Source organism: Escherichia sp. 94.0001, from assembly GCF_013369155.2.
In the GTDB taxonomy this organism is placed as follows: domain Bacteria; phylum Pseudomonadota; class Gammaproteobacteria; order Enterobacterales; family Enterobacteriaceae; genus Escherichia; species Escherichia coli_F.
In genome coordinates, this window is the sequence record NZ_JABWMS020000008.1 from 53,088 (window position 1) to 71,016 (window position 17,929).

General features: G+C 52.1%; 16 protein-coding genes. 12 read left to right on the forward strand and 4 right to left on the reverse strand.

All coding sequences use genetic code 11. The features are described from left to right. Positions 1–10: 10 nt before the first annotated feature. From kdsD to yrbL, 11 genes are all read left to right on the forward strand, one after another. Complete coding sequence (kdsD, locus tag HEN33_RS06445) at positions 11–997, forward strand: arabinose-5-phosphate isomerase KdsD (protein ID WP_001352909.1); 987 nt, start codon at positions 11–13, stop codon at positions 995–997. A gap of 20 nt (positions 998–1,017) precedes the next feature. Beyond that, positions 1,018–1,584 (forward strand): 3-deoxy-manno-octulosonate-8-phosphatase KdsC, encoded by a 567-nt coding sequence (gene kdsC / locus HEN33_RS06450; RefSeq protein WP_042003648.1) that lies wholly within the window; start codon positions 1,018–1,020, stop codon positions 1,582–1,584. After that, positions 1,581–2,156, forward strand: coding sequence for an LPS export ABC transporter periplasmic protein LptC (gene lptC / locus HEN33_RS06455; RefSeq protein ID WP_000030537.1), 576 nt, complete (start codon positions 1,581–1,583; stop codon positions 2,154–2,156). Before kdsC ends, lptC begins: the two co-directional genes overlap by 4 nt. Next, a complete protein-coding gene (gene lptA / locus HEN33_RS06460) occupies positions 2,125–2,682 on the forward strand; it encodes a lipopolysaccharide ABC transporter substrate-binding protein LptA (RefSeq protein WP_000669785.1) in 558 nt (185 codons plus the stop codon). The genes lptC and lptA overlap by 32 nt, the downstream gene beginning before the upstream one ends. 6 nt (positions 2,683–2,688) lie before the next feature. Beyond that, on the forward strand, positions 2,689–3,414 hold the full coding sequence (gene lptB / locus HEN33_RS06465; protein ID WP_000224099.1) for an LPS export ABC transporter ATP-binding protein: 726 nt from the start codon (positions 2,689–2,691) through the stop codon (positions 3,412–3,414). Positions 3,415–3,461: 47 nt separating this feature from the next. Next, entirely contained in the window at positions 3,462–4,895 is a 1,434-nt protein-coding gene (gene rpoN / locus HEN33_RS06470; RefSeq protein WP_000809051.1) for an RNA polymerase factor sigma-54, read from the forward strand. A gap of 22 nt (positions 4,896–4,917) precedes the next feature. Further along, positions 4,918–5,205 (forward strand): ribosome hibernation promoting factor, encoded by a 288-nt coding sequence (hpf, locus tag HEN33_RS06475; RefSeq protein ID WP_001176599.1) that lies wholly within the window; start codon positions 4,918–4,920, stop codon positions 5,203–5,205. Positions 5,206–5,322: 117 nt separating this feature from the next. Next, the gene (gene ptsN / locus HEN33_RS06480; RefSeq protein ID WP_000183679.1) at positions 5,323–5,814 is read left to right on the forward strand and encodes a PTS IIA-like nitrogen regulatory protein PtsN; all 492 of its coding nucleotides are present in this window, start codon (positions 5,323–5,325) and stop codon (positions 5,812–5,814) included. A gap of 45 nt (positions 5,815–5,859) precedes the next feature. Further along, complete coding sequence (gene rapZ, locus HEN33_RS06485; RefSeq protein WP_000243741.1) at positions 5,860–6,714, forward strand: RNase adapter RapZ; 855 nt, start codon at positions 5,860–5,862, stop codon at positions 6,712–6,714. Then, positions 6,711–6,983, forward strand: coding sequence for a PTS phosphocarrier protein NPr (gene npr, locus HEN33_RS06490; RefSeq protein WP_000216791.1), 273 nt, complete (start codon positions 6,711–6,713; stop codon positions 6,981–6,983). Before rapZ ends, npr begins: the two co-directional genes overlap by 4 nt. Positions 6,984–7,195: 212 nt before the next feature. After that, complete coding sequence (gene yrbL / locus HEN33_RS06495) at positions 7,196–7,828, forward strand: PhoP regulatory network protein YrbL (RefSeq protein WP_000620388.1); 633 nt, start codon at positions 7,196–7,198, stop codon at positions 7,826–7,828. Here the strand turns inward: yrbL and mtgA are convergent. The 4 genes from mtgA to HEN33_RS06515 all read right to left on the reverse strand — a co-directional run bounded on the left by mtgA (position 7,825) and on the right by HEN33_RS06515 (position 12,794). Continuing rightward, the gene (gene mtgA, locus HEN33_RS06500; RefSeq protein WP_176262729.1) at positions 7,825–8,553 is read right to left on the reverse strand and encodes a monofunctional biosynthetic peptidoglycan transglycosylase; all 729 of its coding nucleotides are present in this window, start codon (positions 8,551–8,553) and stop codon (positions 7,825–7,827) included. The genes yrbL and mtgA overlap by 4 nt on opposite strands. Next, positions 8,550–9,203: an isoprenoid biosynthesis glyoxalase ElbB gene (gene elbB, locus HEN33_RS06505; RefSeq protein WP_176262730.1), complete on the reverse strand. Its 654-nt coding sequence runs from the start codon at positions 9,201–9,203 to the stop codon at positions 8,550–8,552. The genes mtgA and elbB overlap by 4 nt, the downstream gene beginning before the upstream one ends. A 229-nt stretch (positions 9,204–9,432) precedes the next feature. Next, the gene (arcB, locus tag HEN33_RS06510) at positions 9,433–11,769 is read right to left on the reverse strand and encodes an aerobic respiration two-component sensor histidine kinase ArcB (protein ID WP_000809774.1); all 2,337 of its coding nucleotides are present in this window, start codon (positions 11,767–11,769) and stop codon (positions 9,433–9,435) included. 95 nt (positions 11,770–11,864) lie between these two features. Further along, positions 11,865–12,794, reverse strand: a complete 930-nt coding sequence (locus HEN33_RS06515; RefSeq protein WP_001354989.1) for a TIGR01212 family radical SAM protein — start codon at positions 12,792–12,794, stop codon at positions 11,865–11,867. A 674-nt stretch (positions 12,795–13,468) separates the two neighbouring features. Between HEN33_RS06515 and gltB the strand changes: the two genes are divergently transcribed. Next, complete coding sequence (gltB, locus tag HEN33_RS06520) at positions 13,469–17,929, forward strand: glutamate synthase large subunit (RefSeq protein WP_032185238.1); 4,461 nt, start codon at positions 13,469–13,471, stop codon at positions 17,927–17,929.

The window sequence follows — 17,929 nt, forward strand, 5'->3', positions numbered from 1 at the left end:
GAAACGCATTATGTCGCACGTAGAGTTACAACCGGGTTTTGACTTTCAGCAAGCAGGTAAAGAAGTCCTGGCGATTGAACGTGACTGCCTGGCGGAGCTTGATCAATACATCAATCAGAATTTCACGCTTGCCTGTGAAAAGATGTTCTGGTGTAAAGGGAAAGTTGTCGTCATGGGGATGGGGAAATCGGGGCATATTGGGCGCAAAATGGCGGCAACGTTTGCCAGCACTGGTACACCTTCATTTTTCGTCCATCCAGGTGAAGCTGCTCATGGTGATTTGGGTATGGTCACCCCGCAGGACGTGGTGATTGCTATCTCTAACTCCGGTGAATCCAGCGAAATCACGGCCTTAATTCCAGTGCTTAAGCGTCTTCACGTGCCGTTAATCTGCATCACCGGTCGCCCGGAGAGCAGCATGGCGCGCGCCGCAGATGTGCATCTGTGTGTTAAAGTAGCGAAAGAAGCCTGTCCGTTAGGGCTGGCACCGACCAGCAGCACGACCGCCACGCTGGTTATGGGCGATGCGCTCGCTGTCGCGCTGTTAAAAGCACGCGGCTTTACTGCTGAAGATTTTGCGCTCTCACACCCCGGCGGCGCACTGGGTCGTAAACTTCTGCTGCGCGTAAACGATATTATGCATACGGGCGATGAGATCCCGCATGTTAAGAAAACGGCCAGCCTGCGCGACGCGTTGCTGGAAGTTACCCGCAAAAATCTTGGTATGACGGTCATTTGCGATGACAATATGATGATTGAAGGCATCTTTACCGACGGTGATTTACGCCGTGTCTTCGATATGGGTGTGGATGTTCGTCAGTTAAGTATTGCCGATGTGATGACGCCGGGGGGAATACGTGTACGCCCAGGCATTCTGGCCGTTGAGGCACTGAACTTAATGCAGTCCCGCCATATCACCTCCGTGATGGTTGCCGATGGCGACCATTTACTCGGTGTGTTACATATGCATGATTTACTGCGTGCAGGCGTAGTGTAAAGATTCAAGGATAAACAACAATGAGCAAAGCAGGTGCGTCGCTTGCGACCTGTTACGGCCCTGTCAGCGCCGACGTTATGGCAAAAGCAGAGAACATTCGTCTGCTGATCCTCGACGTTGATGGCGTACTGTCAGATGGCCTGATTTATATGGGTAATAACGGCGAAGAGCTGAAAGCGTTCAACGTTCGTGACGGTTATGGCATTCGTTGTGCGCTCACCTCTGATATTGAAGTCGCTATCATTACCGGGCGAAAGGCTAAACTGGTAGAAGATCGTTGTGCCACATTGGGGATCACTCACTTGTATCAGGGGCAGTCAAACAAACTGATCGCCTTTAGCGATTTGCTGGAAAAACTGGCGATTGCCCCGGAAAATGTGGCTTATGTCGGCGATGATCTCATCGACTGGCCGGTAATGGAAAAAGTGGGTTTAAGCGTCGCCGTGGCCGATGCGCATCCACTGTTGCTCCCGCGCGCCGATTACGTAACGCGCATTGCTGGCGGTCGTGGCGCAGTGCGAGAAGTTTGCGACTTATTACTCCTGGCGCAGGGCAAACTGGATGAAGCCAAAGGGCAATCGATATGAGTAAAGCCAGACGTTGGGTTATCATTGTGCTATCACTGGCGGTTCTGGTGATGATCGGCATTAATATGGCCGAAAAAGACGATACCGCCCAGGTGGTCGTCAACAATAATGATCCCACCTATAAAAGCGAGCATACGGACACGCTCGTCTATAACCCAGAAGGGGCACTAAGCTATCGATTGATTGCTCAACACGTTGAATATTATTCCGATCAGGCCGTTTCGTGGTTTACGCAGCCGGTACTTACCACGTTTGATAAGGATAAAATCCCGACATGGTCCGTAAAAGCAGATAAAGCCAAGCTGACCAATGACCGGATGCTCTATTTATATGGACACGTTGAAGTCAACGCACTCGTGCCGGACTCTCAACTTCGCAGAATCACGACGGATAACGCGCAGATCAATCTGGTGACGCAGGATGTTACCTCTGAAGACCTTGTCACGTTATACGGAACAACATTTAACTCCAGCGGTCTGAAAATGCGCGGCAACTTACGCAGCAAGAACGCCGAGCTGATTGAAAAGGTTAGAACATCCTATGAAATTCAAAACAAACAAACTCAGCCTTAATCTTGTGCTTGCCAGCTCACTTCTGGCCGCCAGCATTCCGGCATTTGCCGTAACCGGAGACACTGATCAGCCGATCCACATTGAATCGGACCAGCAATCTCTTGATATGCAAGGCAACGTGGTTACCTTTACCGGTAATGTCATCGTCACCCAGGGCACCATCAAAATTAATGCCGACAAAGTGGTCGTTACCCGTCCGGGCGGCGAACAAGGTAAAGAAGTGATTGACGGCTACGGTAAACCGGCAACGTTCTACCAGATGCAGGACAACGGTAAACCCGTTGAAGGTCACGCTTCCCAGATGCACTACGAACTGGCAAAAGATTTTGTCGTTCTGACGGGTAATGCTTATCTGCAGCAGGTCGATAGCAACATTAAGGGTGATAAGATCACTTACCTGGTGAAAGAGCAGAAAATGCAGGCGTTCAGCGACAAAGGCAAGCGCGTAACCACCGTTCTGGTGCCGTCGCAGCTGCAGGACAAAAACAACAAAGGCCAGACCCCGGCACAGAAGAAGGGTAATTAATTCGTTATGGCAACATTAACTGCAAAGAACCTTGCAAAAGCCTATAAAGGCCGCCGCGTGGTAGAAGACGTCAGCCTGACCGTCAACTCCGGGGAAATTGTCGGTCTGCTGGGGCCAAACGGTGCCGGTAAGACCACCACTTTCTACATGGTTGTTGGCATTGTGCCGCGCGATGCGGGCAATATCATTATTGATGATGACGATATCAGTCTGCTGCCTCTGCATGCGCGCGCGCGCCGCGGTATCGGCTATCTGCCGCAGGAAGCCTCCATTTTTCGTCGCCTCAGCGTTTACGATAACCTGATGGCGGTACTGCAAATTCGTGACGACTTGTCTGCTGAACAACGTGAAGACCGCGCGAACGAGCTGATGGAAGAGTTTCACATCGAACACCTGCGTGACAGCATGGGGCAGTCACTCTCCGGGGGTGAACGTCGCCGTGTAGAAATTGCCCGTGCACTGGCTGCGAATCCGAAATTTATTCTGCTTGATGAACCATTTGCCGGGGTTGACCCGATCTCGGTTATCGACATCAAACGCATCATTGAGCACTTGCGCGACAGCGGCCTGGGCGTGCTGATCACCGACCATAACGTGCGTGAAACGCTGGCGGTTTGTGAACGCGCTTATATCGTCAGTCAGGGGCATTTGATCGCCCACGGCACGCCTACAGAAATCTTACAAGACGAACATGTTAAGCGTGTATACCTTGGGGAAGACTTCAGACTCTGATAGGGTAGAAGTTTGCGACGTTTTATCAGGAGAGTACGATTCTGAACATGAAGCAAGGTTTGCAACTCAGGCTTAGCCAACAACTGGCGATGACGCCACAGCTCCAACAGGCTATTCGTCTGTTGCAGTTGTCGACGCTGGAACTTCAGCAGGAGCTACAGCAGGCGCTGGAGAGTAATCCGCTGCTTGAGCAAATCGACACTCATGAAGAAATCGACACCCGCGAAACGCAAGACAGTGAAACACTGGACACCGCCGACGCACTCGAACAAAAAGAGATGCCGGAAGAGCTGCCGCTCGATGCCAGTTGGGACACCATTTACACCGCTGGTACACCCTCCGGCACCAGCGGTGACTACATTGACGACGAGCTGCCGGTCTATCAGGGCGAAACAACGCAGACCTTGCAAGATTACCTGATGTGGCAAGTCGAGCTGACACCGTTTTCCGACACTGACCGCGCTATTGCTACCTCTATCGTCGATGCCGTTGATGACACCGGTTATCTGACTGTTCCGCTGGAAGATATTCTCGAAAGTATGGGCGATGAAGAAATCGACATCGATGAAGTTGAAGCCGTCCTGAAGCGGATCCAACGGTTTGATCCGGTCGGCGTAGCGGCGAAAGATCTGCGTGACTGCCTGCTGATCCAACTCTCCCAATTCGATAAAACTACGCCGTGGCTGGAAGAGGCGAGACTGATCATTAGCGATCATCTCGATCTGTTAGCCAATCACGACTTCCGCACCTTAATGCGCGTCACGCGACTGAAAGAAGATGTGCTGAAAGAAGCCGTCAATCTGATCCAGTCGCTCGATCCACGCCCCGGACAGTCGATCCAGACTGGTGAACCGGAGTATGTTATTCCAGATGTACTGGTGCGTAAGCATAACGGTCACTGGACGGTAGAACTCAACAGCGACAGCATTCCGCGTCTGCAAATCAACCAGCACTACGCCTCGATGTGCAATAACGCGCGCAACGACGGTGACAGCCAGTTTATCCGCAGCAATCTGCAGGATGCCAAATGGTTGATCAAGAGTCTGGAAAGCCGTAACGATACGCTACTACGCGTGAGTCGCTGTATCGTTGAACAGCAGCAAGCCTTCTTTGAGCAAGGCGAAGAATATATGAAACCGATGGTACTGGCCGATATCGCCCAGGCTGTCGAAATGCATGAATCGACGATATCTCGCGTGACCACGCAAAAATACCTGCATAGTCCACGAGGCATTTTTGAACTGAAGTATTTCTTTTCCAGTCACGTCAATACCGAGGGCGGCGGCGAAGCTTCCTCAACGGCAATTCGTGCGCTGGTGAAGAAATTAATCGCGGCGGAAAACCCAGCGAAACCGCTAAGCGACAGCAAGTTAACCTCTTTGCTGTCGGAACAAGGTATCATGGTGGCACGCCGCACTGTTGCGAAGTACCGAGAGTCTTTATCCATTCCGCCGTCAAACCAGCGTAAACAGCTCGTTTGACCCAACCGATAAGGAAGACACTATGCAGCTCAACATTACCGGAAATAACGTCGAGATCACCGAGGCACTGCGCGAATTTGTTACTGCTAAATTTGCCAAACTTGAGCAATATTTTGACCGAATCAACCAGGTCTATGTTGTTCTGAAAGTGGAGAAAGTCACCCATACCTCAGATGCAACACTGCATGTAAACGGTGGTGAAATTCATGCCAGCGCGGAAGGTCAGGACATGTACGCTGCCATTGATGGCTTAATTGATAAGCTGGCACGCCAGTTGACCAAACATAAAGATAAACTGAAACAACACTAATTGTCCGGGCAATTAGCATGTGCATGGCGGCCTGTTGTGCGGCACAACGGGCCATTTGTACAGTTAATGCTCCGAACCTGTTCCACCGTTTGAGTGAGCAGGTTCTTAGGTGAAATTATGACAAATAATGATACAACTCTACAGCTTAGCACTGTTCTTAACAGGGAATGTACGCGAAGCCGCGTCCACTGTCAGAGCAAAAAACGCGCCCTGGAAATCATCAGCGAGCTGGCGGCGAAACAACTTAGCCTGCCGCCTCAGGTGGTTTTTGAAGCTATCCTGACGCGGGAAAAAATGGGCAGTACCGGTATCGGCAATGGTATAGCCATTCCGCATGGCAAACTGGAAGAAGATACTCTGCGCGCCGTTGGCGTTTTCGTTCAGCTCGAAACGCCCATAGCTTTCGATGCCATTGACAACCAACCGGTAGATTTACTGTTTGCGTTGCTGGTTCCGGCTGACCAAACCAAAACGCACCTGCATACTCTGTCGCTGGTGGCGAAACGTCTGGCGGATAAAACCATCTGCCGCCGTTTACGCGCAGCCCAGAGCGATGAAGAGCTGTATCAAATCATTACGGATACCGAAGGTACTCCGGATGAAGCGTAGTTATTCGGTAATGTCTCTTTTAGACGTTGTGAGGAGAAACAGTACATGGTACTGATGATCGTCAGCGGACGTTCAGGTTCAGGTAAATCTGTCGCCCTTCGTGCGCTGGAAGATATGGGTTTTTACTGCGTGGATAACCTCCCCGTAGTGTTGTTACCCGATCTGGCTCGAACTCTGGCCGATCGCGAGATTTCTGCCGCCGTCAGCATTGATGTTCGTAATATGCCGGAGTCACCAGAAATATTCGAACAGGCGATGAGTAACCTACCTGACGCTTTCTCACCGCAACTCCTGTTCCTGGATGCCGACCGTAATACCTTAATTCGTCGTTACAGTGACACGCGCCGCCTGCATCCGCTTTCCAGCAAAAACCTGTCGCTGGAAAGTGCTATCGACAAAGAAAGCGATCTACTGGAACCACTGCGTTCGCGAGCGGATCTGATTGTCGATACCTCAGAAATGTCCGTTCACGAGCTGGCAGAAATGTTGCGTACCCGTTTACTGGGTAAACGTGAACGCGAACTGACCATGGTCTTTGAGTCTTTCGGCTTCAAACACGGTATCCCTATCGATGCAGATTACGTCTTTGACGTGCGCTTCTTGCCGAACCCGCACTGGGATCCAAAACTGCGTCCGATGACAGGTCTTGATAAGCCTGTCGCCGCGTTCCTCGACCGCCACACAGAAGTACACAATTTTATTTACCAGACGCGAAGCTATCTTGAGCTATGGTTACCTATGCTGGAAACCAACAACCGTAGCTACCTGACGGTCGCCATTGGTTGTACTGGCGGGAAGCACCGTTCGGTGTATATTGCAGAGCAGTTGGCAGACTACTTCCGTTCACGCGGTAAAAACGTCCAGTCACGCCATCGTACGCTGGAAAAACGTAAACCATGACCGTCAAGCAAACTGTTGAAATCACAAACAAGCTGGGCATGCATGCCCGGCCTGCAATGAAGCTGTTTGAATTAATGCAGGGTTTTGACGCTGAAGTGCTGTTACGTAACGATGAAGGCACTGAAGCTGAAGCCAACAGCGTTATTGCGCTGCTGATGCTGGATTCTGCCAAAGGACGGCAGATTGAAGTCGAAGCGACCGGTCCACAGGAAGAGGAAGCACTGGCCGCCGTTATCGCCCTCTTTAACTCTGGTTTTGATGAAGATTAATTTTCATCACTTTGACATACAAATCCCTTCAAGCTCCCCCCGACAATAAAAAAAGCGCGTACTGAAATCGTTATTAATGACGGAAATTGTACATTTTGTGCGCTTTTCACTTTCAGAAGAACCTTAAGAAAACCTTAAGAGGCATTGTTTAGGTTTTGTTTAAGTTATTCGACCATACTGGAGATCGTCAGAAAATATTTCCAGGAGATGGTATGATTCGCTTATCTGAACAAAATCCCCTGGGCACCGGAAGACATCGGAAATGCTATGCGCATCCGGAAGATGCCCAACGCTGTATCAAGATTGTCTACCACCGTGGTGATGGTGGTGATAAAGAGATCCGCCGTGAGTTAAAGTATTACGCGCATCTTGGTCGCCGGTTAAAAGACTGGAGTGGAATACCGCGCTATCACGGTACCGTGGAGACGGATTGCGGAACGGGTTATGTCTACGATGTGATTGCCGATTTCGACGGTAAGCCCTCCGTTACGCTGACCGAATTTGCAGAACAATGTCGTTACGAAGAAGACGTTGCACAGCTGCGCCAGTTACTGAAACAGCTGAAACGTTATTTGCAGGATAACCATATCGTGACGATGTCGTTGAAGCCGCAGAATATCCTCTGTCACCGCATCAGTGAGTCAGAGGTTATCCCCGTCGTCTGCGACAACATTGGTGAAAGCACGTTGATTCCACTGGCGACCTGGTCAAAGTGGTGTTGTCAACGAAAGCAAGAGCGGTTATGGAAACGGTTTATCGCCCAGCCGGCACTGGCTATTGCCCTACAGAAAGATCTGCAACCACGTGAGAGCAAAACGCTGGCCCTCACTTCGCGCGAAGCTTAATTCAGCTGGTGTTGTTGCATAAACGACTCACCGCCTAACTGATACATCTGCCGTAAAATCCACGCCTGACGGCTACGCACATAGCCCGATGGCGCGGAGACTTTGAAACGCAGTGGATTAGGTAATACGGCAGCCAGTAACGCAGCTTCCGACCGGGTAAGTTTGCTCGCGGGTTTGTGGAAATAACGTTGTGCCGCAGCTTCGACGCCAAACACACCGTCGCCAAATTCGGCGATATTCAGATAAACCGTCAGGATACGCTTTTTGCTCCAGACTGTTTCTATCCCCAGCGTTAATCCGGCTTCCAACCCTTTTCGTACCCAGCTACGTCCATCCCATAAAAAGAGATTTTTGGCTGTTTGCTGAGAAATCGTTGATGCGCCGCGAATACGGTTTTCATTGCGCTCGTTGTGCGCCAGGGCTTGCTCAATGGAAGCGACATCAAAGCCCCAGTGCTCAGGAAACTTCTGATCTTCTGCGGCAATCACCGCCAGTCCCATCCACGGCGAGATTTGATCCATACTGACCCAGTCAGAATGTGCCACGTAACGAAAATTGCCATGCAGCCAGGCGCTGACTTGTCGCTCGGCCATTACCGCTGAGAAAGGAACAGGCGCAACGCTAAACAACGCGATGCCCCCGCCCCAGAAAACGGCGAGGACAACCATTGACCGTAGAAGAAAACGGCGAACGAAACTAAACACCGTTAAGCGGCTTTTAATCATTCAGTCAGAACCAGCACGCGGGAAACCAGCTTATCAATGCCGCTCGCCGCTTCTGCAATGTTCTGCGCCAGCATATATGCCGGGGTGGTGACAATCTTATTGTCTTCATCAACCACGATATCATCGACAGGACACGGCACATGCTCCGCGCCCATCTCTTCCAGCACTTCTGCGGTATCGATATCAGTACCGATGGTCAAACGCAGCGGGAAATCGAAAATTTTCGGCAGCATCGCCGGGGCAATACACATAAAACCAAGCGGTTTTCCGGCCTGATGCATCGCTTGTGCCAGCGCCTTTAATTCACGGTCAACGGTGCATTCGCTACCAAGACTGGCAAAATTGCTTAAATTCTTCGCCGCGCCAAACCCCCCCGGCACAATCAACGCATCCAGTTCAGCGGCATCGGCCTGAGCCAGAGGACGGATTTCACCGCGCGTTATTCGTGCCGCTTCAATCAGCACATTGCGCGTTTCCGGCATCGCTTCGCCAGTTAAATGGTTGATAACATCAACCTGCTGCTTATCCGGTGCAAAGCAGACCGCCTGCGCACCGCTGCGTGAAATAGCTAACAACGTCAACACCGCTTCATGAATTTCAGAACCGTCATAGACGCCGCATCCGCTCAGAATTACGCCAATTTTCTTCATTGTGATCATCCTTTCGCAATTGACTGAAACACATTAATTTTTTTAATAAAAATGCTACGCATCACACATTTAACTGATTCATGTAACAAATCATTTAAGTTTTGCTATCTTAACTGCGTGCGGCCTGAAAAAAAGTGCTGTGCCCTTGTAACTCATCATAAAAATTTACGGCGCAGCCAAGATTTCCCTGGTGTTGGCGCAGTATTCGCGCACCCCGGTCTAGCCGGGGTCATTTTTTAGTAGCTTTTGCCACCCACGCTTTCAGTACTTCTACGTCGTGACGCCACTCTTCTTTCATCTCTTCAATCCATTCACCGACGTTATCTTCCCACGCAGGAAGGTCAGGAGACTGAATTTGCTGACCCAGCTGTTGCAGATGGCGTAACCCCACTGAACCCGCCGCGCCTTTAATTTTATGCCCTTCCTCGACGATGCCTTTTTTATCCTGCGCCGTCAGGTTCGACTCCAGTACACTCACATAGCCCGGCATCATCTTCTCAAACACCGCTAACCCGTCGGTAATCAGCTTCGGTCCTACAAGTTCGAGATATTGTTCCAGCATGGGAATATCGAGTAATGCTTCAGATTTGCTGTTCTCTTCTGTCGTCACCGTGCTCTCCTCATCATCCTGGGTATCCCAGAATTTCTTGATCATCGCGGTTAGCGCTGGAACAGAAAGCGGCTTACTCAGCACATCATCCATTCCAGCATTGAGGTACTCTTGTTTGTCTTTCAGTACGTTAGCGGTTAAGGCTACCAGCGGTGGTAAATCCTCGCGCGGATATCGCTTCGTCAGTTCACGAGAGATATCCAGCCCGGTCATATCTGGCAACTGAATATCCAGCAACACCAGGTCGTATTCACCCGGTTTAAACATCTCCAGCGCCGCCTTGCCGGTCATTGCGACATCAACGCTGTTTCCTAATTTTTCCAGCACAGAACGCGCGACAATCACGTTCAGTTCAATGTCCTCTACTAGCAGCACATTCAGCGCCGGTAAAGGCATATCGTCTTCGTCAAACGCATCATCGACCTCTTCAGCCACCGACGGTGCGTGGATCGTCAACGTAAAGGTGGAACCTTTGCCCTGTTCGCTGGTAACCGTAATATCGCCGCCCATATTTTTCGCCAGACGACGAGAAACGGCCAGACCAATACCGGTGCCAGTGGCAGGTTTACCGCCATGACTGTCTTTCACCTGGTAATACATGGCGAAGATTTTATCCAGCTCATCCTGCGGAATGCCGATACCAGAGTCTTCCACTTCAAAATGCAGCATATCGCCTTCATCGTAGCGCACGCGCACGGTAACCTGGCCTTGCTGGGTGAATTTGACGGCGTTACTGATGAGATTCCACAGGATCTGCCGTAAACGCGTCCCGTCGGTAATGACCTGATGCGGTAATGGCAGCGTCGGCTCCAGATTAAAGCGCAATCCTTTCTGTTGCGCCTGCAATGCGGAGAGATTTTCCAGATCGGCAAGGAAGCTGGTGAAATCAACCGGCTGATTATCAAGCTGGACCTTGCGCCGCTCCATCTTATCCATGTCAATAATATCGTTGAAGATATTCCCCAGCGTGACGGCAGAAACATGGATGGTTTTGAGATATTTTTCCTGCTCAGCGGTAAGTTCAGTATCCAGCAGAATGCGGCTCAGGCCGACGATACCGTTCAGCGGTGTACGCAATTCGTGACTGATGGTGGAAATAAACGTCGTTTTGTCGCGGCTGGCGCGTTCAAGTGCATCCTGATACCGCTTACGCTCGGTAATGTCGCGACCAAAGCCCATCAAACCGTGACGTTTACCCACGCGGTCGTAGTACGGCACTTTACGGATTTCAAAGCAGGCTTTGCGTCCGTCGGGATAATCCAGCCACTGCTCATAGGTCAGTGACACATTATGACGGAACACTTTTTCATCGGTTTCAATGACTTTCGCAGCGGCTTCCGGTGAGTAAACATCAGCAGGTTTCAGGTGAACCAGTTGTTTTTCGCTTTTTCCGGTCAGCAGCTCCATCGCGCGGTTACAGCCGGAAAACTCTTTATCTTCGTTACGATAAAAAACCAGGTCGGGTGAAGCATCAAGGAAGGAACGTAAGAATGAGGATTGCTGCTCGAGCTGAATTTGTGTCTCTTCGCGCTCTTTAATTTCAATTTTCAGTTGGCCGAAGGTTTCCTGCAGTTCTGCTTCCGCTTTTTCACGAACGGCAATTTCCTGATTTAGCTGGGCAATATTATCTTTTAACTGAACGTTGAGGCTCAAATCGCGCTCGCGCATCTCCTCCAGTTTTTGCACCAGCCGTGACAGACGTTGTCGTGACTCCTCCAGTTGCTCAACGACCACTGAAAGAAAGTAGACCGCCCACGGCGTAATCAGCAGACCAAAGAAGATAGAACGAATAACATCAATGCTTTCGACCTGACCATGCAGCACCATGGTCACTGCCATTTGTACCACAATGGCAAGAACGACGAGGGCCAGCGCCAGCAACATTGAGAAGCGCACCAGACCTAACTTCATCATCAGGTCAACATAATACTGCGCCAGCAGACGAATTTGCTTCATTAGGGAATTCCTTCACGACAACCTGCCCCAATAATACCCAATTCTGACAGTTACGTTATAAATTGTGTGAGAAATGCGGAATTCCCCTCAATGGCCTACTCCGTTGGAGGTAGCCACGGACGTCCCAGCGCCGATCCCTGTACGCCATGTTCATTCAGATAGCGATCCAGCTCGACCATTCCCGTCCATCGATTTTCGCACCACAGCGGAGCAAGCAGCGTCGGGCGACGGGCGCTGGCGGAAATGCGGTGGTAGATCACTTCCGGTGGCGTATGGCGAATCATTTCTCCGGCAGTGAGCGTGTAATCGTCCAGTTCAATACCGTTCAAACGCCCCGCTTCCCAGGCTTTCGCCATAATGCTGCCTTTTACTATATGTAGCGGATGCAGCTTTATGCCGTCCACGCCGGTTTCAACCACTCGCTCCAGCGTTTGCAAACATTCAGCCTGCCCTTCGCCAGGCAGGCCGACAATTAAGTGAGAACACACCTTCAGCCCGCGCTCACGCGCCAGCTGCGTCGTGCGCTGATAGCAGGCAAAATCATGACCGCGATTGATGCGATGCAGCGTTTTGTCGTGGGCGGTTTGTAGCCCCAGCTCCAGCCACACTTCGTAGCCCTGGTCCTTATATTCGCAAAGCAGATCCAGCACCGCATCCGGCACGCAGTCCGGGCGGGTACCAACACACAAACCGACAATATTGGCCTGGCTCACCGCCTGCTGATACATAGAACGCAGCACCTGAACTTCCGCAAAGGTGCTGGTATACGCCTGAAAGTAGGCCAGATAGCGTTTAGCGCGGTTAACTAAATTCGCCTGGTGCGCCAGTTGCTCAGCAATGGAATGATGCTGCTGCGCTTCATCGGCAAACGAGGCAACATTACAGAATGTGCAGCCACCACGCCCGATGGTACCGTCACGGTTAGGGCAGCTAAAACCACCGTGCAGCGTCAGCTTATGCACCTTTTGCCCATAACGACGGGTGAGATCACCACCAAACATATTGACTAATTTCTGTAACTGCATAATCTGATAGACCGCGCCTTGAAAAGAGGCCAAAGCCTGCCATTTTTAGCTCAATTCGGCGATGACCTGGATCAATCGTCCCAGCCTGCTTTTATCAATTGCATAATCAATCAAAATTACCGAAATTTCATGCATTATCACATAAATCACTTTTGCTTATCTTGTGTCAGATTTTTTTATCTCCTTATGGATTTTAGGCAAAAACAGTAGCATGAAACGTCATTACCAATTAAGGCAGTATAAAATGCTGGTTTTCTCATCAGTTCAAGACAGGATAAGGGTTAACACGCCTTTATGACAGTCAGGAATTGACTGCTTCCCTAACGACGCCTCTTTTCAACTTAATTAACAAATCCTTTTTAATTTCAATAAATTAATAAAGAATTTTGCGCTAAAGCACATTTCTGTACCAATAAGCTTGCCATTTGACCTGTATCAGCTTTCCCGATAAGTTGGAAATCCGCTGGAAGCTTTCTGGATGAGCAGCCTGCTCATCATATTTATGCAGTAATTGAGATCCCCTCTTCACCGTATTAATCGATGCGAAAAGGACAACAAGGGGGCGAATGCGAGGCGCGCGTATGAAACGCAAACCCCGTCGCCACGCTCTTTCTGTGCCCGTGCGCAGCGGTTCGGAAGTGGGGTTCCCGCAGAGCCTGGGGGAGGTTCACGATATGTTGTACGATAAATCCCTTGAGAGGGATAACTGTGGTTTCGGCCTGATCGCCCACATAGAAGGCGAACCTAGCCACAAGGTAGTGCGTACTGCAATACACGCACTGGCCCGCATGCAGCACCGTGGCGCGATTCTCGCCGATGGTAAAACCGGTGACGGTTGCGGCTTGCTGTTACAAAAACCGGATCGCTTTTTTCGCATTGTTGCGCAGGAGCGAGGCTGGCGTTTAGCGAAAAACTACGCCGTCGGGATGCTTTTCCTGAATAAAGATCCTGAACTCGCCGCGACCGCACGCCGCATCGTTGAAGAAGAGCTGCAACGCGAAACGTTGTCGATTGTCGGCTGGCGTGATGTCCCCACTAACGAAGGCGTGCTGGGTGAAATCGCCCTCTCCTCTCTGCCACGCATTGAGCAAATTTTTGTGAACGCCCCGGCAGGTTGGCGTCCGCGCGATATGGAGCGCCGTCTGTTTATCGCCCGCCGCCGCATTGAAAAGCGTCTCGAAGCTGACAAAGACTTCTACGTCTGTAGCCTGTCGAATCTGGTGAACATCTATAAAGGTCTGTGTATGCCGGCGGATCTGCCGCGCTTCTACCTGGACCTCGCGGACCTGCGTCTGGAATCGGCCATCTGCCTGTTCCACCAGCGCTTCTCCACTAACACCGTACCGCGCTGGCCGCTGGCGCAGCCGTTCCGCTACCTGGCGCATAACGGTGAAATCAACACCATCACCGGTAACCGCCAATGGGCGCGCGCGCGTACCTATAAATTCCAGACACCGCTGATCCCTGACCTGCACGACGCCGCGCCGTTCGTCAACGAAACCGGTTCTGACTCCAGTTCCATGGATAACATGCTGGAACTGCTGCTGGCTGGCGGGATGGATATCATCCGCGCCATGCGTCTGTTAGTACCACCCGCCTGGCAGAACAACCCGGATATGGACCCGGAACTGCGTGCCTTCTTTGACTTTAACTCCATGCATATGGAGCCGTGGGATGGCCCGGCGGGCATCGTGATGTCCGATGGTCGTTTTGCTGCCTGTAACCTCGACCGTAACGGTCTGCGTCCGGCGCGCTATGTCATCACCAAAGATAAGCTCATCACCTGCGCCTCTGAAGTCGGTATCTGGGATTATCAGCCTGACGAAGTGGTCGAAAAAGGCCGCGTAGGGCCGGGTGAACTGATGGTGATCGACACCCGCAGTGGGCGTATTCTGCACTCGGCTGAAACCGATGACGACCTGAAAAGCCGCCATCCTTATAAAGAGTGGATGGAGAAAAACGTCCGCCGTTTGGTGCCGTTTGAAGACTTGCCCGATGAAGAAGTGGGTAGCCGCGAACTGGACGACGACACGCTTGCCAGCTACCAGAAACAGTTTAACTACAGCGCGGAAGAGCTGGATTCGGTGATCCGCGTCCTGGGTGAAAACGGTCAGGAAGCCGTCGGTTCGATGGGCGACGACACCCCATTCGCCGTGCTCTCCAGCCAGCCGCGTATTATTTACGACTACTTCCGTCAGCAGTTTGCCCAGGTCACTAACCCGCCAATCGACCCGCTACGTGAAGCGCATGTTATGTCGCTCGCCACCAGCATCGGTCGTGAAATGAACGTCTTCTGCGAAGCAGAAGGTCAGGCGCACCGTTTAAGCTTTAAATCGCCGATTCTGCTCTACTCTGATTTCAAACAGCTCACGACGATGAAAGAGGAGCACTACCGCGCAAATACGCTGGATATCACCTTTGACGTCACTAAAACCACGCTCGAAGCGACGGTCAAAGAGCTGTGCGACAAAGCAGAACAGATGGTGCGTAGCGGCACCGTGCTGCTGGTGCTTTCTGACCGGAATATCGCTAAAGATCGCCTGCCGGTTCCGGCTCCGATGGCGGTTGGCGCGATCCAGACTCGTCTGGTCGATCAAAGCCTGCGTTGCGATGCCAATATCATCGTCGAAACCGCCAGCGCCCGCGACCCGCACCACTTCGCCGTGTTGCTGGGCTTCGGCGCAACGGCTATTTATCCGTACCTGGCCTATGAAACGCTGGGCCGCCTGGTAGACACCCACGCGATTGCCAAAGATTATCGTACCGTGATGCTCAACTACCGTAACGGCATCAACAAAGGCTTGTACAAAATCATGTCCAAAATGGGCATCTCCACCATCGCGTCTTACCGCTGCTCGAAACTGTTTGAAGCGGTCGGTCTGCACGATGATGTAGTGGGCCTGTGCTTCCAGGGCGCGGTTAGCCGCATTGGTGGGGCAAGCTTTGAAGACTTCCAGCAGGATCTGCTGAATCTGTCGAAACGTGCCTGGCTGGCGCGTAAGCCCATCAGCCAGGGCGGCTTGCTGAAATACGTGCACGGTGGCGAATACCACGCCTACAACCCGGACGTCGTGCGCACACTGCAACAGGCGGTACAAAGCGGCGAGTACAGCGACTATCAGGAATACGCGAAGCTGGTTAATGAGCGTCCGGCAACCACGCTGCGCGATCTGCTGGCAATTACGCCGGGTGAAAACGCAGTCAACATTGCCGATGTTGAACCGGCAAGCGAACTGTTTAAACGCTTCGATACCGCTGCGATGTCTATCGGCGCGTTAAGCCCGGAAGCCCACGAGGCGCTGGCGGAAGCGATGAATAGCATCGGCGGTAACTCGAACTCCGGTGAAGGTGGTGAAGATCCGGCGCGCTACGGCACTAACAAAGTGTCGCGCATCAAGCAGGTGGCTTCTGGTCGCTTCGGCGTTACTCCGGCGTACCTGGTCAATGCTGACGTCATTCAGATTAAAGTCGCCCAGGGCGCGAAACCGGGCGAAGGCGGTCAGTTGCCGGGCGATAAAGTCACTCCTTACATCGCCAAACTGCGCTATTCGGTGCCCGGAGTGACGCTGATCTCTCCGCCGCCGCACCATGATATCTACTCTATCGAGGACTTAGCGCAGCTCATTTTCGACCTCAAGCAGGTCAACCCGAAAGCGATGATCTCCGTGAAGCTGGTTTCTGAACCGGGCGTTGGCACCATCGCGACTGGCGTGGCGAAAGCTTATGCGGACTTGATCACCATCGCAGGCTATGACGGCGGCACCGGCGCAAGTCCGCTTTCATCGGTGAAATACGCAGGCTGCCCGTGGGAACTGGGGCTTGTTGAAACACAACAGGCGCTGGTTGCCAACGGCTTGCGTCATAAGATCCGTTTGCAGGTCGATGGCGGCCTGAAAACGGGTGTCGATATCATCAAAGCGGCGATTCTCGGCGCAGAAAGCTTCGGCTTCGGCACTGGCCCGATGGTGGCGCTCGGCTGTAAATACCTGCGAATCTGCCACCTGAACAACTGCGCCACCGGTGTAGCAACTCAGGATGACAAACTGCGTAAGAACCACTATCACGGCTTGCCGTTCAAAGTGACCAACTACTTTGAATTTATCGCCCGTGAAACCCGCGAGCTGATGGCGCAACTGGGCGTAACGCGCCTGGTGGATCTGATTGGCCGTACCGACCTGCTCAAAGAGCTGGACGGTTTCACCGCCAAACAGCAGAAACTGGCGCTGTCGAAGCTGCTGGAGACTGCCGAGCCGCATCCAGGTAAGGCGCTCTACTGCACCGAAAACAACCCGCCGTTTGATAATGGCCTGCTAAACGCGCAGTTGCTGCAACAGGCGAAACCGTTTGTCGATGAGCGTCAGAGCAAAACCTTCTGGTTCGATATTCGCAACACCGACCGTTCCGTGGGTGCATCGCTTTCGGGCTATATCGCCCAGACGCACGGCGATCAGGGGCTGGCAGCCGATCCGATTAAAGCGTACTTCAACGGCACCGCAGGCCAGAGCTTCGGTGTGTGGAACGCGGGCGGCGTGGAACTGTACCTGACCGGTGATGCCAACGACTATGTCGGTAAAGGCATGGCGGGCGGCTTAATCGCCATTCGCCCTCCGGTTGGCTCAGCCTTCCGCAGCCATGAAGCAAGTATTATCGGCAACACCTGCCTGTATGGCGCGACCGGTGGTCGTCTGTATGCCGCAGGCCGCGCGGGTGAACGTTTCGGCGTGCGTAACTCCGGTGCGATTACCGTGGTTGAAGGTATTGGCGACAACGGGTGTGAATATATGACGGGCGGTATTGTCTGTATTCTGGGTAAAACCGGCGTTAACTTCGGCGCGGGCATGACCGGCGGCTTCGCTTACGTTCTCGATGAAAGCGGCGATTTCCGCAAACGCGTTAACCCGGAACTGGTCGAGGTCTTAAGCGTTGACTCCCTGGCGATCCATGAAGAGCATCTGCGTGGTCTTATCACCGAGCATGTGCAGCATACTGGCTCTCAGCGCGGTGAAGAGATTCTGGCGAACTGGTCAACCTTCGCCACTAAATTTGCGCTGGTTAAACCGAAGTCCAGTGATGTAAAAGCACTGCTGGGTCACCGTAGTCGTAGCGCAGCAGAGTTGCGCGTGCAGGCGCAGTAA

Coding starts and splice junctions, on each gene's coding strand:
- kdsD (WP_001352909.1), top strand. CDS start 11: ATGTCGCACGTAGAGTTACAACCGGGTTTTGACTTTCAGCAAGCAGGT.
- kdsC (WP_042003648.1), top strand. CDS start 1,018: ATGAGCAAAGCAGGTGCGTCGCTTGCGACCTGTTACGGCCCTGTCAGC.
- lptC (WP_000030537.1), top strand. CDS start 1,581: ATGAGTAAAGCCAGACGTTGGGTTATCATTGTGCTATCACTGGCGGTT.
- lptA (WP_000669785.1), top strand. CDS start 2,125: ATGAAATTCAAAACAAACAAACTCAGCCTTAATCTTGTGCTTGCCAGC.
- lptB (WP_000224099.1), top strand. CDS start 2,689: ATGGCAACATTAACTGCAAAGAACCTTGCAAAAGCCTATAAAGGCCGC.
- rpoN (WP_000809051.1), top strand. CDS start 3,462: ATGAAGCAAGGTTTGCAACTCAGGCTTAGCCAACAACTGGCGATGACG.
- hpf (WP_001176599.1), top strand. CDS start 4,918: ATGCAGCTCAACATTACCGGAAATAACGTCGAGATCACCGAGGCACTG.
- ptsN (WP_000183679.1), top strand. CDS start 5,323: ATGACAAATAATGATACAACTCTACAGCTTAGCACTGTTCTTAACAGG.
- rapZ (WP_000243741.1), top strand. CDS start 5,860: ATGGTACTGATGATCGTCAGCGGACGTTCAGGTTCAGGTAAATCTGTC.
- npr (WP_000216791.1), top strand. CDS start 6,711: ATGACCGTCAAGCAAACTGTTGAAATCACAAACAAGCTGGGCATGCAT.
- yrbL (WP_000620388.1), top strand. CDS start 7,196: ATGATTCGCTTATCTGAACAAAATCCCCTGGGCACCGGAAGACATCGG.
- mtgA (WP_176262729.1), bottom strand. CDS start 8,553: ATGATTAAAAGCCGCTTAACGGTGTTTAGTTTCGTTCGCCGTTTTCTT.
- elbB (WP_176262730.1), bottom strand. CDS start 9,203: ATGAAGAAAATTGGCGTAATTCTGAGCGGATGCGGCGTCTATGACGGT.
- arcB (WP_000809774.1), bottom strand. CDS start 11,769: ATGAAGCAAATTCGTCTGCTGGCGCAGTATTATGTTGACCTGATGATG.
- HEN33_RS06515 (WP_001354989.1), bottom strand. CDS start 12,794: ATGCAGTTACAGAAATTAGTCAATATGTTTGGTGGTGATCTCACCCGT.
- gltB (WP_032185238.1), top strand. CDS start 13,469: ATGTTGTACGATAAATCCCTTGAGAGGGATAACTGTGGTTTCGGCCTG.